At 67.4% G+C, this 15,429-nt stretch carries 13 protein-coding genes; 12 read left to right on the forward strand and 1 reads right to left on the reverse strand.

Translation table 11 applies throughout. From position 1 onward, the window contains the following. Positions 1 to 263 precede the first annotated feature (263 nt). From ACWDTF_RS04355 to ACWDTF_RS04400, 10 genes are all read left to right on the forward strand, one after another. A complete protein-coding gene (locus ACWDTF_RS04355) occupies positions 264 to 890 on the forward strand; it encodes a DUF5701 family protein (protein WP_240858629.1) in 627 nt (208 codons plus the stop codon). Between the two features lie 196 nt (positions 891 to 1,086). Then, positions 1,087 to 1,656: a crossover junction endodeoxyribonuclease RuvC gene (gene ruvC / locus ACWDTF_RS04360; RefSeq protein WP_240858627.1), complete on the forward strand. Its 570-nt coding sequence runs from the start codon at positions 1,087 to 1,089 to the stop codon at positions 1,654 to 1,656. Next, positions 1,653 to 2,246, forward strand: coding sequence for a Holliday junction branch migration protein RuvA (ruvA, locus tag ACWDTF_RS04365; RefSeq protein WP_240858621.1), 594 nt, complete (start codon positions 1,653 to 1,655; stop codon positions 2,244 to 2,246). The genes ruvC and ruvA overlap by 4 nt, the downstream gene beginning before the upstream one ends. Continuing rightward, a complete protein-coding gene (gene ruvB / locus ACWDTF_RS04370; RefSeq protein WP_240858615.1) occupies positions 2,247 to 3,347 on the forward strand; it encodes a Holliday junction branch migration DNA helicase RuvB in 1,101 nt (366 codons plus the stop codon). It abuts the gene before it with no gap. A gap of 163 nt (positions 3,348 to 3,510) precedes the next feature. Continuing rightward, a complete protein-coding gene (gene yajC, locus ACWDTF_RS04375; RefSeq protein ID WP_240858611.1) occupies positions 3,511 to 3,933 on the forward strand; it encodes a preprotein translocase subunit YajC in 423 nt (140 codons plus the stop codon). Positions 3,934 to 4,129: 196 nt separating this feature from the next. Then, positions 4,130 to 5,809 carry a protein translocase subunit SecD gene (gene secD / locus ACWDTF_RS04380; protein ID WP_355275161.1) on the forward strand — a complete coding sequence of 560 codons (1,680 nt, stop codon included), beginning with the start codon at positions 4,130 to 4,132 and terminating at the stop codon, positions 5,807 to 5,809. Then, positions 5,806 to 7,035, forward strand: a complete 1,230-nt coding sequence (secF, locus tag ACWDTF_RS04385) for a protein translocase subunit SecF (RefSeq protein WP_355275163.1) — start codon at positions 5,806 to 5,808, stop codon at positions 7,033 to 7,035. Before secD ends, secF begins: the two co-directional genes overlap by 4 nt. Positions 7,036 to 7,044: 9 nt before the next feature. Next, the gene (locus ACWDTF_RS04390; RefSeq protein ID WP_355275165.1) at positions 7,045 to 8,712 is read left to right on the forward strand and encodes an ABC transporter substrate-binding protein; all 1,668 of its coding nucleotides are present in this window, start codon (positions 7,045 to 7,047) and stop codon (positions 8,710 to 8,712) included. A gap of 39 nt (positions 8,713 to 8,751) precedes the next feature. Further along, on the forward strand, positions 8,752 to 9,327 hold the full coding sequence (locus ACWDTF_RS04395) for an adenine phosphoribosyltransferase (RefSeq protein WP_355275167.1): 576 nt from the start codon (positions 8,752 to 8,754) through the stop codon (positions 9,325 to 9,327). A 333-nt stretch (positions 9,328 to 9,660) separates the two neighbouring features. Then, on the forward strand, positions 9,661 to 12,036 hold the full coding sequence (locus ACWDTF_RS04400; protein ID WP_449754017.1) for a RelA/SpoT family protein: 2,376 nt from the start codon (positions 9,661 to 9,663) through the stop codon (positions 12,034 to 12,036). Between the two features lie 21 nt (positions 12,037 to 12,057). Here ACWDTF_RS04400 and ACWDTF_RS04405 read toward each other — a convergent pair whose 3' ends face one another. Further along, positions 12,058 to 13,200, reverse strand: coding sequence for a peptidylprolyl isomerase (locus ACWDTF_RS04405; protein WP_449754005.1), 1,143 nt, complete (start codon positions 13,198 to 13,200; stop codon positions 12,058 to 12,060). 120 nt (positions 13,201 to 13,320) lie between these two features. Between ACWDTF_RS04405 and ACWDTF_RS04410 the strand changes: the two genes are divergently transcribed. Then, the gene (locus ACWDTF_RS04410; RefSeq protein ID WP_240858579.1) at positions 13,321 to 14,073 is read left to right on the forward strand and encodes an MBL fold metallo-hydrolase; all 753 of its coding nucleotides are present in this window, start codon (positions 13,321 to 13,323) and stop codon (positions 14,071 to 14,073) included. Beyond that, a complete protein-coding gene (hisS, locus tag ACWDTF_RS04415; protein ID WP_240858574.1) occupies positions 14,070 to 15,338 on the forward strand; it encodes a histidine--tRNA ligase in 1,269 nt (422 codons plus the stop codon). The genes ACWDTF_RS04410 and hisS overlap by 4 nt, the downstream gene beginning before the upstream one ends. The last annotated feature ends 91 nt before the right edge of the window (positions 15,339 to 15,429 follow it).

Consider the following 15,429-nt stretch of genomic DNA (forward strand, 5'->3'; position numbering starts at 1 on the left):
GATCCGAGGAGTACTGCTGGTGAGACGACGGTGTCGTCTCGCCTGGGCTTCGGGGCTCGCACCCGCGCCGGACCCCGAGGTCCGAGGACGTGTACTGCGACAGGCACCTCATTTCTGGTCAGAGACCTTCGGAACTGGCGACGGTTTCTGACCAGAAGCGAGGTCTCTGTGACGGTTGAGGGGAGGGCGTCGGGTGAGGGGCGACGGGAACCAACGACGCCGCTCGACCGTTACTGCGTGGCACCCAACCGAGGAGGCCCCGCATGACCATCGCGACGACGACGCTCCCTGATCTGCAGACACAGTTTCGCCGCCTCGCCGACCTCGGTGTTCCGGGCATGCCTGCGGAGTTGACCCTGGCGGGCCCGACTCCACCGGGCTCGCTGCTCGCGCTGAGTCCCGATGTGGTGCCGGCGTCGGTCCTGTCCGGGTTCTTGCGCCGCGCCGACAAGCCCGGTTTCGTGGTCGAGGACATGACCGACGTGGACCTGTTCGCACCGGTTGCTCCCGTCGAGTTGCCGGACACAGCGCTCTACCTGGTGACCGATCTCGACCGCGGCGATCACCTCCGAAACGCCTCGCCCAACGAGGCCATCGTCGAATTCGAGCGGGTTGGGCGCACCCCGCTGACCTTGAGCGAGGGGATCTGCTGGTTGCTGCAGCAGCCCGAACTGCTCGAACCCAACCACTGCTTCATGACGATCGGTTCGCGGCGCGTCAAGCCGAACGGGAAACTCGATGCACGAACGCCGGGCATCTGGATCTCCGGAGGCACCGGGCGCGACGGGACCCAGCGGCGCGACGCCCCGAAAGTGGGCTGGTGTTGGGCGGGCAACCGGCACACCTGGCTCGGATTCGCGTCGGGTACCGCACGACTAGCGGTGGGTTGATCCGTATGAAGTTGTGTCCGGATTCCGGACTCAACGTCACACGGATCGCGCTCGCCGCTATCGATGACCACCTGATGACGACCGAACGGGGCTACGAGGCTCGCGGGAGGGGACCGACGCCGTGTTGGTCCGCGGAAATGTCCGTCGCCGCCGCTAGAATCTCGAACAACTGTTCGGCAGTATTCCGGGAGGTTGTGTGCGTGTCATGGGGGTCGATCCGGGACTGACCCGGTGCGGCATCGCCTTGGTCGAATCGGGGCGTGGCCGCGCGGTGACGGCACTCGACGTCGACGTGGTCCGCACGCCCGGTGACATGGACCTGGCCGATCGGCTGCTCGCCGTGTACACCGCGGCGTGCCATTGGCTCGATGTCCATCAGCCCGACGTGGTCGCGATCGAACGGGTCTTCGCGCAGAATCAGGTGTCCACCGCGATGGGCACCGCTCAGGCGGGTGGAGTGATCGCGCTGGCCGCCGGGCAACGGGACGTGCCAGTCCGGTTTCACACACCGTCGGAGGTCAAGGCCGCGGTGACCGGGAGTGGCCGGGCCGACAAGGCGCAGGTGACGGCGATGGTGACGCGGATTCTCGGAATGCAGACCAAACCGCGCCCGGCCGACGCCGCCGACGCACTCGCGCTGGCGATCTGTCACTGCTGGCGCGGACCGATGATGGAACGTATGGCGGCCGCACAACGGCAGGCCGACGAGGTTGCCGCACGGCACCGCCGACGCGTGGCGGCCGCGCGCGCAGGAAGGGACGCATGATCGCATCAGTTCGGGGTCCGGTCCTCGAGATTGCCCTCGACCACGCCGTGATCGATTGCGGCGGTGTGGGTTACCGGGTGCTGGCCACGCCGGCGACGCTGTCGAGGCTGCATCGCGGCGACGAGTCGACGCTGCTCACATCGATGATCGTGCGAGAGGACTCGATGACCCTGTACGGCTTCACCGAACCCGACGCACGAGCGCTCTTCGCGCTGCTGCAGACCGTGACCGGCGTCGGACCGCGGCTGGCGATGGCCACCCTGGCCGTTCTGGAACCCGAGTCGCTGCGTCGTGCGCTCGCCGAGTCCGACACCAAGGCGCTGACCTCGGTGCCGGGGATCGGCAAACGGGTGGCCGAACGCCTCGTCGTCGAGTTGCGCGACAAGGTGGACCGCCCAACCGGCGACAACACGGCGGCGGTCGCAGTGGTCGGTGGGATTCGAGAGCAGGTCGCAGACGCCCTTGTGGGACTCGGTTTCACCGCGGGGCCTGCGGAGAAGGCGGTCGCCGCGGTGCTCGCCGACACCCCCGACGCCGACGCATCCACAGCGCTTCGCCGATCGTTGGCGATGCTCGGGAAGGCGTCGTAGATGACGGATCGAGACGGCGGGTATTCGTCCGAGGAGCAGGAGCGGGAGGTCAGCGCACTGCCCGTGCGGTCCGACGGCGATCTCGACGCCGGACTGCGGCCCCGCTCGCTGGCCGACTTCATCGGGCAGCCGAGGGTCTGTGAGCAACTCGAACTCGTTCTGCACGGAGCGAAGGGCCGCGGCGGCACGCCCGACCACATCCTGCTGTCCGGACCACCCGGTCTGGGCAAGACCTCTCTCGCGATGATCATCGCCGCCGAGATGGGGGCAGCCATCCGCGTCACCTCCGGCCCCGCCCTCGAGCGGGCCGGTGACCTGGCCGCGATGCTGTCCAACCTGGTCGAGGGCGACGTGCTGTTCATCGACGAGATTCACCGCATCGCACGACCCGCCGAGGAGATGCTGTACCTCGCCATGGAGGACTTCCGGGTCGACGTCGTGGTCGGCAAGGGGCCGGGTGCCACCTCGATCCCGCTCGACGTCGCGCCCTTCACCCTGGTCGGCGCGACCACCCGCTCCGGATCGCTGACCGGCCCGCTGCGCGACCGATTCGGCTTCACCGCACACATGGAGTTCTACGACACATCCGAACTGGTCCTCGTGCTGCGCCGGTCGGCGGGGATTCTCGGGATCGTGTTGCGCGACGACGCCGCGTCGGAGATCGCAAGCCGGTCCCGCGGCACCCCGCGCATCGCCAACCGGCTGTTGCGCCGGGTCCGCGACTACGCGGAGGTGCGTGGCGACGGCACGATCACCGTCGACATCGCACGCGCCGCCCTTGCCGTGTACGACGTCGACGAACTGGGCTTCGACCGCCTCGACCGCGCCGTTCTCAATGCGTTGATCAGGGCATTCGGCGGCGGTCCGGTGGGGGTGTCGACGCTGGCGGTCGCCGTCGGCGAGGAACCGGCGACGGTGGAGGAAGTGTGCGAGCCGTTCCTGGTCCGTGCGGGCATGGTCGCGCGTACACCTCGCGGTCGAGTGGCCACCGCCGCTGCCTGGCACCATCTCGGGCTGACCCCGCCTGCGGGCGCCCTCAACGCGACATTCGGGGTTCGTCCACGTGATCTGGGGAACGGCACCCTCTTCGACGACCTCTGATCGGTGACCTGCGAGATCGGGCATCCCGGGCGGCATGGCACACTGGGAGGAGCGCCGTCGACCAGCGCGTCCGTGTTGTGGGCGCAGTCCACCGAGGTCGACGCAACAAGACCGCCGGGTACGCCCGTCGGCCACCACACCGACAAAGGACTGACGTTTCACCATGGAGTCTCTGCTCTTCCCCTTGCTGCTGGCCATGCTGGCGGTCTTCATGTTCATGACCATGCGCAAGCAGAAGAAGCGCATGTCCGAGATGCAGGAGATGCAGAGCGCCGTTGCCACCGGCACCCGTGTCCAGCTGACCTCCGGTCTGTTCGGCACCGTGATCGACGCGACCTCCTCGGACACCGTGGACGTCGAGATCGCGACCGGCGTGGTGACGCGCTGGAACCGGCTCGCGATCATGCGCGTCGTCCCGACCGATGAGGCCGCGGCGACCTACGCGGGTTACATCGAGCCCGAGGCCGATCCAGACGACTTTGACGCAGACGACTTCGAGGCCGAGGGCATCGACCTCGAGAAGAACGTCGACGACGCCGACGCCGCCCCGGACACCGCCGATCAGAAGCGCGACGGCGACAAGTAGCCCGGCGAGCCATCCCCGGCTCACCTGACAAACAGCACGACACGGACACCACTGCGAGGTCGGATATAACCCGCGGTGGTATGGGCCGGTACGGTTGGCCCCCGGTACGTCGGCCCCCGATAAGTTGGCCCCCGGATACGTTAGCGACTGTCCACCCGGCCGGTTGGCCGTGCAGTCAAAGGAGACTCGAAGAGCAGTGACAACAACTCGCCGCGCAGCGACAGGTTCACGGCGGGCGAAGCGGTCGGGACCCAGCCGTGAGATCCCGCCGTGGCAGCCGCTTGTCGTCTTCCTCGGATTGCTGGCCGTCGTGTACGGCCTCATCTTCTTCACCGGTGCCAAAACCCTGGAACCCAAGCTGGGTATCGACCTGCAGGGCGGCACCCGCGTCACGCTGACCGCTCGCACCGAGAACGGTCAACAACCCAACCGCGAACAGCTCGATCGGGCAAAGCAGATCATCGAGCAGCGCGTCAACGGCCTGGGCGTGTCCGGATCAGAGGTTGTCATCAACGGTGACAACCTGATCATCACCGTCCCCGGCAAGGACGGCTCGCAGGCCAAGTCGCTGGGGCAGACCGCGCGCCTCTACGTCCGGCCCGTCGTCGGTCAACCGGTGCCGGCCACGCCGCAGCCGCGCAAGCCCGACGATCAGAACCAGAACCCGGCGAACACACCGCAATCTCAGCAGGTGCAGGCCGCGATCGCCGAGCAGCGCAAGCTCCGCCAGGCCCCTGGCAACGCCGACCAGAAGACCATCGCCGCGCTCCAGGCGCAGATGGCCAAGATGGACTGCTCGAAGACGACGTCGGACCCGCTGATGGGTAACGATCTGCCCGACCAGTACCTGGTGGCGTGCTCCCAGGACGGCACCCAGGTCTATCTGCTGGGTCCGGAGATCATCGACGGCCGCGACATCAAGGAAGCGAGCGCGTCGACCGACCCGCAAACCGGTGAGTGGATCGTCACCCTCGAGTTCAAGGGCGACGCCGCCAAGTTCTGGCCGCAGTACACCGCAACCCATCGGGGCACGGCGACCGCGTTCACCCTCGACACCCGCGTCGTCTCGGCACCGGTGATCCAGGACGCCATCCCCGGCGGGTCGACCCGGATCAGCGGCGGCACCGCCGACCCGTTCACCGAGGCGTCCGCAGGCGACCTCGCGAACGTGCTGAAATACGGTTCGCTACCGCTGTCGTTCACCGCGTCGAACGCCGAAACCGTCTCTGCGACACTCGGTTTGTCGTCGCTGAAGGCGGGCCTGCTGGCCGGTGCCATCGGTCTGCTGGCGGTGCTCATCTACGCGCTGGCCTACTACCGGATGCTCGGCATCCTCACGTTCGCGTCGCTGGTGCTCTCGGGGCTGATGGTCTACGGCATCATCGTGCTGCTCGGGCGTTGGATCGGCTTCACCCTTGATCTCGCGGGCATCGCCGGTCTGATCATCGGTATCGGTATGACCGCGGACTCGTTCGTCGTCTACTTCGAACGAATAAAAGACGAGATGCGCGAGGGCCGAAGTTTCCGGTCCGCGGTCCCGCGGGGTTGGGCGAGTGCTCGACGCACCATCTGGTCGGGTAACGCGGTCAGCTTCATCGCAGCCGCGGTGATCTACATCCTTGCCGTCGGTGAGGTCCGTGGCTTCGCGTTCACCTTGGGTCTGACCACGATCCTGGACGTGGTGGTCGTGTTCCTGGTCACCCACCCGCTGGTGGTGCTGGCCTCGCGGAACAGCTTCCTGTCCAAGCCGAGCGTGAACGGTCTGGGCGCGGTGGCCGAGGTCGCCCGCCAGCGTCGGGTCTCCACCCGTGCGACGGATCAGACCAGTGACGGCAGGCAGGACACGACCACCGCGGCGAAAGGATCGGCGAAATGACCAAACCCACCGACCGTTCCGCGGGCGACGGCAAGACCGATGTGATCGAGCCGGCGGCAGGCAGTGACGCCGACTTCGTCGCCGACACTCGCCGCTCCTTCCTGTCCCGGCTCTACACCGGAACCGGTGCGTTCGAGATCGTCAGCCGACGCCGCATGTGGTACGGCATCACCGCCGGCATCCTGCTGATCTGTGCGCTGTCCATCGGTGTGCGCGGGTTCAGCCTGGGCATCGACTTCGAGGGTGGCACCCAGATCTCGATCCCGGTGTCGACCGGGGTCAATGCCGACTCGGTCGAGAAGATCGTCGGCGACACCCTCGGGGGTGCGCCGGAGTCGGTGCAGACCGCGGGTTCGGGGAGCAGCGAGACGGTGCAGGTTCGGACCGAGACGCTGTCCTTGCAGCAGGCCGAGGCCGTCAATCAGGCTCTCGTGGCGGAGTTCGGGCCCGAACTCACCACCGAGGAGATCAGCATCTCGGACGTGAGTTCCACCTGGGGTCGCGAGATCACCGAGAAGATGCTGATCGCGCTCGCGGTGTTCCTGGTCATCGTGTTCGTCTACATCGCGGTGCGCTTCGATCGAGAGATGTCGATAGCGGCGATGGCGTCGCTGTTCTTCGACATCCTCTGCACCGCCGGTGTGTACTCGCTGGTCGGCTGGGAGGTCACGCCCGCCACCGTGATCGGACTGCTCACGATTCTCGGTTTCTCGCTGTACGACACCGTCGTCGTGTTCGACAAGGTGTCCGAGAACACGCGGTCGGTGCTGCAGACCACGCGTCGCACCTACGGCGAACAGGCGAACCTGGCGATCAACCAGACCCTGATGCGTTCGATCAACACCACCGTCATCTCCGTGCTGCCGATCATCGCGCTCATGGTGATCGCGGTGTGGCTGCTCGGCGTCGGCACGCTGAAAGACCTCGCCCTCATCCAGCTCGTGGGCGTGGTCGTCGGCGCCTACTCGTCGATCTTCCTCGCCGCGCCCCTGCTGGTGACGCTGAAGGAGCGTCGCCCCGAGATCGCCCGGCACACCAAGAAGGTGCTCGACCGTCGTGCCGGGGTGGAACCTGCAGAGGAGTTCCGTCCGCGCAGCGGACGTGCTGGTCGGGTCAGCACCAGCAAGGTTTCGGGTGCGCCGGGCCGGGCCGGCGCGAAGGCCAGATCGGGCGCGGGCGACACGGACGACGCGCGGCCCACCGGAAAACGCCGGCGCGCGCGCTAGTCTCGGCTCGTGGTGACGAGGTCCAGGTCGTTGGTGCGCGCGGTTTCGGTGCTTTTCGGCCTGTCGCTCCTTGCCGGATTGGTCTCGGCATGTGGCGACGACGGGCCGCCGTCCATCAACTACGTCGTCGACGCGCGGGTGATCACCTACAACGCCAACACGGTGTCGGGCAACTCCGACGGCGCCCTCATGGTGACCGGTCGTCTCTTGCCCGGGTTCAGTCTGCTCGGCCCGCAGGGGCAGGTGGTGCCCGACCGCGATGTCGGCGTGGTGACCCGCGTACCCGGCTCTCGTCTGACGCTGCGCTACGAGTTCGACCCCGAGGCGGCGTTCTCCGACGGCGTCGCTCTCGACTGTGACGACCTGCTGCTGGCGTGGGCGGCGATGAGCGGGCGGTTCGACGGCTTCACCCCCGCCACCACCGCGGGTTATCGCGACATCGAATCGGTCGACTGCGCGGCCGGGGAGCGGACCGCGACCGTCACCTTCAAGCCCGGTCGTGAGTACCAGGACTGGGCGGCGCTGTTCGGTGCCGGCACGATGATGCCCGCCCATGTGGTTGCGAGCGACGCCGGCATCGCCGACATCGTCGACCCCATCCGAGCGGGCAACGACGACGTCATCCGGCGGATCGCCGGTGCGTGGAACAACGGATTCCCGCTCGTGCCAGGGCCGATCGACGCGGCCCGCCTGCCTGCGTCTGGACCTTTCCGGGTCGACCGGTACTCGCGGACCGACGGGTTGGTGCTCGTCCCCAACGAGAAATGGTGGGGGGATCGCCCCAAAGCCGGGCGCATCGTCGTGTGGGGCCGCGGAACGGACGCCACGCGGAGGCTCCCCGACGGCCGATTCGACATCGCCGACATCACCACGGGCATGGTCGACGCGGAGGTGTCCGGGTCGAGTCCGACGAATCCCGCTCGAGCGCTCGCCGTGGAACAACTGGTCCTGGCCGATCGCGGAGTCTTCGCCGACGTGCGTGTCCGTCGGGCATTCGCGTCGTGCGTCCCGCGCGATGGGTTGGCGCGACAGTTCGGGGCAGGTGCACGGATGTGGAATCAGCGGATCCTCGCACCCGCCGACAATCTCGCCGGCCAGATAAACAACGAATTCGGCCGCGCCTACCAGCGGCCCGACCTTCCTCGCGCCCGCAACCTTCTCGAGCAGCGTCGGCAGGGCGCAGGGGCGGTGCGGGTGCGGATCGGCTATCTCGGCCCGACGGCCCGGTGGCAGCAGATGGTTCGGGTGATCGCCGACTCCTGTGCACGAGCCAACATCACCGTCGAGGATGTGTCGACACCCCAGATGGGTCCGACGGAACTCGGTCGAACCGCGGACGCTTTGCTCGTCGCGTCGGGAGCGACGTCGGCTGCGGCCGGAGCCGCAGATCCGACACGCGACGCCTATGCCCTGCGCGGCGGTGACCCGCTCAACCTGTCCGACTTCCGTGACCCGCAGGTGAGTCGGGCCGTCGACCAACTCGCGGTGTCGGACTCGGTCACCGAGCGTCTGCCACTGATCCGGGCGATCGAGAACGCTGCGTGGACGGCCCTCCCGTCGATCCCGCTGTTCGCTGCTCCCCGCGTGTACCGGTGGAATGATCGGGTGGGCAATGTGGTTGCCGGGCTCGGACGTTCGGGTACCGGCTGGAATATGGATCGGTGGTTTCTGCGGTGAGTGATCGATGATGAGTGATCAATGCGCGGGGGTTCGTTGATGGGCACGTCATCTCCGGATACGACCGGGCCTGCGCTCACCCGGGCGCGTGCGGCCATCGATCGTCACGCCCGACGGGTGGCCGACTTCCCGAGCCCGGGCATCGCGTTCAAGGACCTCACACCGGTACTCGCCGACGCCGCCGGCTTGTCGTCGATCGTCACCGCGTTGACCCACGGCTGCCGTGACATCGAGCTCGTCGCGGGTATCGATGCGCGCGGGTTCCTGCTCGGCGGCGCTGTCGCTCGTGAGCTCGGTGTCGGTGTCCTCGCCGTTCGCAAGGGCGGCAAACTTCCCCCTCCGGTGAAGTCGGTGAGCTACACCCTCGAGTACGGCACGGCAACCCTGGAGATCCCGGCGGACGGCATCGACATCAGCGGACTACGAGTGCTCCTGGTCGACGACGTCCTGGCGACCGGCGGAACGGCCGTCGCCGCCGCGGAGTTGCTGAACGGTTCCGGGGCTCGTGTCGTCGGGGTCGCGGTGATCATGGAACTCGGCGGGCTCGACGGCCGCGGCACCATCGCGCGCGGGCTGGGGACCGACCTCCCGGTGCATTCGGTCGCGGTCGACTGATCCCCGGAGTGCGTGACCGACCCGCCGGCCGTCGGAAATCTGTACCTGGAAGCCCGACCACGTGCATGGTGCACATGGTCGGGCTGAGGGGTACAGAGATCCAACGGTGTGACATGGCGAATAGACTGGACCGATCGACAACGACCGCAGCGGGAGGAGCAGCCGATGACCGACGAACCCGACATCGTCGCGCGGGACTCCGGAACAGTCGTCCGCAACGGTGCTTCCGCCGACACCGAGCTCGGCGCCCACTCTGGCCTGGACACACCTGGCGGTGACGGCCGACGGTCGAACGACGCGACGACCACCGAGTCCGACAAGACAGGCCCGGACATGACAGGGCCGGACAAGACAGGGCCAGACCAGGCTGTGGCACCCGTGTCGCCACCGGCAACGGCCCCGGGCGCCGACACCGCCGACACGCCGCCTGCGCGACCGCAGGCGTCGCAGACGTCGTCGGCGTCGAGGCGGGTCCGCGCTCGACTCGCCCGCCGGATGACGGCGACCCGCAGCCAGGTAAGACCGGTCCTCGAACCGCTGGTGACGCTGCATCGCGAGATCTACCCGAAGGCCGATGTCGCGCTGCTGCAGCACGCCTACGACGTCGCAGATGAACGCCACCGCGGTCAGCGCCGCAAGTCCGGCGACCCGTACATCACCCATCCGCTCGCCGTCGCCACCATCCTGGCCGACCTCGGGATGGACACCACCACATTGGTGGCGGCGTTGCTCCACGACACCGTGGAGGACACCGGCTACACGCTCGACGCACTCGAGAAGGACTTCGGGCCCGAGGTCGCCCACCTCGTCGACGGCGTCACCAAACTCGACAAGGTGGCACTCGGCAGCGCCGCCGAGGCCGAGACCATCCGCAAGATGATCATCGCGATGGCGCGGGATCCGCGGGTGCTCGTCATCAAGGTGGCCGATCGACTGCACAACATGCGCACGATGCGGTTCCTGCCGCCCGAGAAGCAGGCGCGCAAGGCGCGTGAAACGCTGGAAGTCATTGCGCCGCTTGCGCATCGGCTGGGGATGGCAACCGTCAAATGGGAACTCGAGGACTTGTCCTTCGCGATCCTGCATCCCAAGCGGTACGAGGAGATCGTGCGTCTGGTGGCCGATCGCGCCCCGTCCCGGGACACCTATCTCGCGCGGGTGCGCGCCGACATCAACAACGCGTTGTCGGGGGCACGGATCAACGCGACGGTGGAAGGTCGCCCCAAGCACTACTGGTCGATCTACCAGAAGATGATCGTCAAGGGCCGCGACTTCGACGACATCCACGACCTGGTCGGCATGCGGATTCTGTGCGAAGAGGTACGCGACTGCTACGCGGCCGTCGGCGTCGTTCATTCGCTGTGGCAGCCGATGGCCGGCCGGTTCAAGGACTACATCGCCCAACCGCGGTTCGGCGTGTACCAGTCGCTGCACACCACGGTGATCGGACCCGAGGGAAAACCTCTCGAGGTGCAGATCCGGACCGAGGAGATGCACCGCACCGCAGAGTTCGGTATCGCCGCGCACTGGCGCTACAAGGAGGGCGGTTACAAAGACCGCAAGCGTCGTTCCGACATCACCGAGATCGACGACATGGCCTGGATGCGGCAACTGCTCGACTGGCAGCGGGAGGCGGCCGACCCGGGCGAGTTCCTGGAGTCGCTCCGCTACGACCTCGCGGTGCGGGAGATCTTCGTCTTCACCCCCAAGGGCGACGTCATCACGCTGCCTGCCGGTTCCACGCCGGTCGACTTCGCCTACGCGGTGCACACCGAGGTGGGTCATCGCTGTATCGGTGCCCGCGTCAACGGTCGTCTGGTCGCCCTCGAGCGGCAGCTGGAGAACGGTGAGGTGGTGGAGGTCTTCACCTCCAAGGCGCCCAACGCCGGACCGTCCAAGGACTGGCAGTCGTTTGTGGTGTCACCACGCGCCAAGGCCAAGATCCGGCAGTGGTTCGCCAAGGAGCGTCGCGAAGAGGCCCTGGAGACCGGCAAGGACGCGATCGCCAAAGAGGTCCGCCGCGGTGGCCTTCCGCTGCAGCGATTGATGAGCGCCGAATCGATGGCCGCAATCGCCAAGGAACTGCGCTACAACGACGTCACCGCGTTGTACACGGCGGTCGGGGAGAACCACGTGTCGGCACGGCACGTGGTCAACCGGCTGGTCGCGGCACTCGGCGGGATCGACGACGCGGCCGAGGAGATCGCCGAACGGTCCACCCCGTCGACCATGCCGACACGCGCGCGGCAGGGCGGTGACGCGGGCGTCGTCGTCGAAGGTGTCGACAACGTCGTCATCAAGCTCGCCAAGTGCTGCACGCCGGTCCCCGGCGACGAAATCCTCGGATTCGTGACCCGCGGCGGCGGGATCAGCGTGCACCGGACCGACTGCACCAATGCGGAATCGCTGCGCCAGCAGGCCGAACGCATCATCGACGTCGCGTGGGCGCCGTCACCTGAGTCGGTGTTCCTGGTGGCCATCCAGGTCGAGGCCCTCGACCGCCACCGCCTGCTCTCCGACGTCACCAAGGTGCTCGCCGACGAACGGGTGAACATACTGTCGGCCTCGGTCACGACCAGCCGCGATCGCGTGGCCATCAGCAAGTTCACCTTCGAGATGGGCGACCCCAAGCATCTCGGTCACGTGCTCAACGTCGTGCGCAACGTCGAGGGTGTCTACGACGTCTACCGGGTCACCTCGGCCGCCTGAACGGCCGAGGTGACGGCGGCGTCAGTCGACTGTGGCGGTCTGGATCTCGACCGGCAACTTGGGTCGCCCGTCCTGTGCCTGACCGGCCGGACCCGGGGTGATGCCGCCCGCGTAGATCTTGTCGAGCACCGCCAGCCCCGCCTCGTCGACCTTGCCGACGACGGAGTAATCCGCGGCGAGCTGGCTGTCCTGGATCACCAGGAAGAACTGGCTGGAGCCGGTGTTGGACGCCTGTCCGCTGTTGTTGCTGTTCGCGATCGCGATCGTGCCGCGCGGGTAGATCACCGGTCCGGCACCGCCGTACGGGCTCGGGGGCCCTGCGGGCTGCAGGTTCGTCGGCGGTTCGTCGGGGCTCGCCCATCCTGGGCCGCTCTGCCCGGTGGCGGTGGGATCGCCGCACTGCAACACCTTCAGCGATGCGCCGGTGGTCATGCGGTGACACGGGGTGCCGTCGTAGAACTTGTCGTCGATCAGCGAGATGACCGCACCGGTGTTGCACGGTGCCGACGCGTGGTCGAAGGTGACCGGGATGGCGCCTTGATTGGTGTTGAACGAGCCCTGCGTCGTACCCGAATTGGGTTGCTTGTCATCGGGTTTCGGCACCGTGCGGATCTTGGCCTGGCCCAGCCGGACGGCCTCGTTGGTCTCGGTCGCGAACTTGCGGTACAGCTCGTACTGATTCGGCTGCACCTGCGGCGGCGGCTGCACCGGGACGGTCTGCAGGTTGTTCGGCTTGTCGGTGTAGGTGCAGTCCTTGTGAGCGGCGTTGAACCGGTCGGTCTGGATCTTGTCGACGATGAAGTAGGTCGCGGTGCCGACGATCGCGATCACCACTGCAGCAGACACCGACGAGATGATGATCTTGCGCTTCTTGCGTGCCCGCTGTTCGGCGTCGAGGCGTGCCTTCAGCTTGCGCTTGGCCGCCTCGCGACGCTCGGTGTTGGTCGTCGTGCGGGTACTCGCCGCGACGACGGTGTCGGCGTCCGCCGTGTCCTTCTTGTCATCCCCGCCGTCGGTGTCCCCGCCGTCTTTCTTGCTGACGTCCTTCTTACTGACGTCGACCGTGGTGGCGTCATCGTCGGTGACGCTGTCCGGGGTGTCGCTGTCGGGGTCCAGTTTGTCCTTGGGATCGGTCGGATCGCTCGGCTCTTTGTTGCTCGACACGCTCTAACGCCCTCCTGATGCGCTGCGACGGTGACCGGGCAGTGGCGCCGGACACCCCATGCAGTCTGCCAGCACTGCCTGTGAACTTCGCGCACCGGGTCGAATGACACAATGGTCGACATGCTGATCACCGGATTCCCCGCGGGGATGTTCCAGACGAACTGCTACATCGTCGCGTCAGGTCCGGGGAGTGACGCGGTGATCGTCGACCCCGGCCAGGATGCGGCCGCCCGGGTGCGCGAGTTGCTCGCCGAGAACGATCTCACGCCCGTCGCGGTCCTGCTCACTCACGGGCATCTCGACCACACCTGGAATGCGCAGGAGTTGTGTGACGAGTATTCGATCCCGGCCTACATCCATCCGGCCGATCGGCCGATGCTCGCCGATCCCGGCAAGGGTCTCGGACGCGCCCTGGCTCCGATGGTCGGTGCACTGCGTTTTCGCGAACCGGAGAAGGTGATCGAATTCGTCGACGGCGAGCCCGTCGAATTGGCCGGCCTGCGTTTCACCGTCGACCTCGCGCCCGGCCACACACAGGGTTCGGTCCTGTTGGGTCTCGATGTGCCGGTCGTGGCGCAGGACGCGGCGCCCGACTCCACCCCGGAAGTGATCGGGGTGTGCTTCGCCGGTGACGTCTTGTTTGCGGGGTCCATCGGGCGCACCGACCTGCCCGGGGGAGATCATCAGCAGTTGCTGACGTCGATCGCGACGAAGCTGCTGCCGTTGCCCGATGACACCCAGGTGTTGCCCGGGCACGGACCCCAGACGTCGATCGGTGCGGAACGGGCCACCAACCCGTTCCTGGTCGATCTCGCACCACAGGGCGACCCGTCGTCGTCGGCGGCAATCAAGAAGGGACGATTCGGACTGTGAGCGGAGGCTTTCAGGCGCCTCGGGGCATTCCCGACTACTACCCGCCGGCATCCGCGGATTTCCGGCGCGTGCGCGACACCCTCACCGACGCGGCGCGTCGTGCCGGATACGGCCACATCGAACTGCCGGTGTTCGAGGACACCGCGTTGTTCGCCCGCGGCGTCGGCGAGTCCACCGATGTGGTGAGCAAGGAGATGTACACCTTCGCCGACCGCGGCGACCGTTCGGTGACGCTGCGCCCCGAGGGCACCGCCGGCGTGATGCGCGCGGTGATCCAGCACGGCCTCGACCGCGGGCAACTGCCGGTGAAACTCAGCTACGCCGGCCCGTTCTTCCGCTACGAGAAGCCGCAGACCGGTCGTTACCGGCAACTGCAGCAGGTGGGCGTCGAGGCGATCGGCGTCGACGATCCGGCGCTGGACGCCGAGGTGATCGCGATCGCCGACGAAGGGTACCGGCGGCTCGGGTTGTCGGGCTTCCGCCTGGAGATCACCTCGCTGGGGGACGACGAGAGTCGGCCTCGTTATCGAGAAGCATTGCAGCAGTTCCTCTTCGGGCTCGACCTCGACGAACCGACCCGGCAGCGGGCACAGATCAACCCGTTGCGGGTCCTCGACGACAAACGGCCCGAGATCAAGGCCGCGACCGCCGACGCGCCGCTGCTGATCGACTACCTCACCGACGACGCGCGGGCCCACTTCGACCTCGTATTGGCCCACCTCGACCGTCTCGGGGTGCCCTACGAACTCAACCCTCGTCTGGTGCGCGGCCTCGACTACTACACGAAGACCACCTTCGAGTTCGTCCACGATGGACTCGGTGCGCAGTCCGGCATCGGTGGCGGCGGACGTTACGACGGTTTGATGAAGCAACTCGGCGGCAAACAGGACCTGTCCGGGATCGGCTTCGGTCTCGGTGTCGACCGGACCATGCTGGCTTTGGAGGCCGAAGGTGTGGCCGGTGTCGAGGCCGCGCGATGCGCGGTCTTCGGTGTGCCGCTCGGAGCGGCCGCCAAGGCCGAATTGGTCGGCGTCGCAGGACAACTGCGTGCCGCCGGAGTCAGCGTCGACCTGGCCTACGGCGACCGCGGGCTCAAGGGCGCGATGAAGGCCGCGGACCGTTCCGGTGCGCGATTGGCGCTGGTGCTCGGGGACCGTGAACTGGAGGAACGGGTGGTCGAGGTCAAGGACCTCACCAACGGGGAGCAGCGTCGGGTGTCGCTCGACCGAATCGTCGACGAGGTGGTCGGCGCGCTCGCCGGTTGACCGCGCTAACGCGTCTGCCTCTCCCGCTCCCTGCGCCTGGATCCGTGGAAGCGTCTCGAAGGATGTCCGCAACGACGCAGACCGGCCCACC

This window comes from Gordonia sp. NPDC003422, from assembly GCF_053588675.1.

Coding starts and splice junctions, on each gene's coding strand:
- ACWDTF_RS04355 (WP_240858629.1), top strand. CDS start 264: ATGACCATCGCGACGACGACGCTCCCTGATCTGCAGACACAGTTTCGC.
- ruvA (WP_240858621.1), top strand. CDS start 1,653: ATGATCGCATCAGTTCGGGGTCCGGTCCTCGAGATTGCCCTCGACCAC.
- ruvB (WP_240858615.1), top strand. CDS start 2,247: ATGACGGATCGAGACGGCGGGTATTCGTCCGAGGAGCAGGAGCGGGAG.
- yajC (WP_240858611.1), top strand. CDS start 3,511: ATGGAGTCTCTGCTCTTCCCCTTGCTGCTGGCCATGCTGGCGGTCTTC.
- secF (WP_355275163.1), top strand. CDS start 5,806: ATGACCAAACCCACCGACCGTTCCGCGGGCGACGGCAAGACCGATGTG.
- ACWDTF_RS04395 (WP_355275167.1), top strand. CDS start 8,752: ATGGGCACGTCATCTCCGGATACGACCGGGCCTGCGCTCACCCGGGCG.
- ACWDTF_RS04400 (WP_449754017.1), top strand. CDS start 9,661: ATGACAGGGCCGGACAAGACAGGGCCAGACCAGGCTGTGGCACCCGTG.
- ACWDTF_RS04410 (WP_240858579.1), top strand. CDS start 13,321: ATGCTGATCACCGGATTCCCCGCGGGGATGTTCCAGACGAACTGCTAC.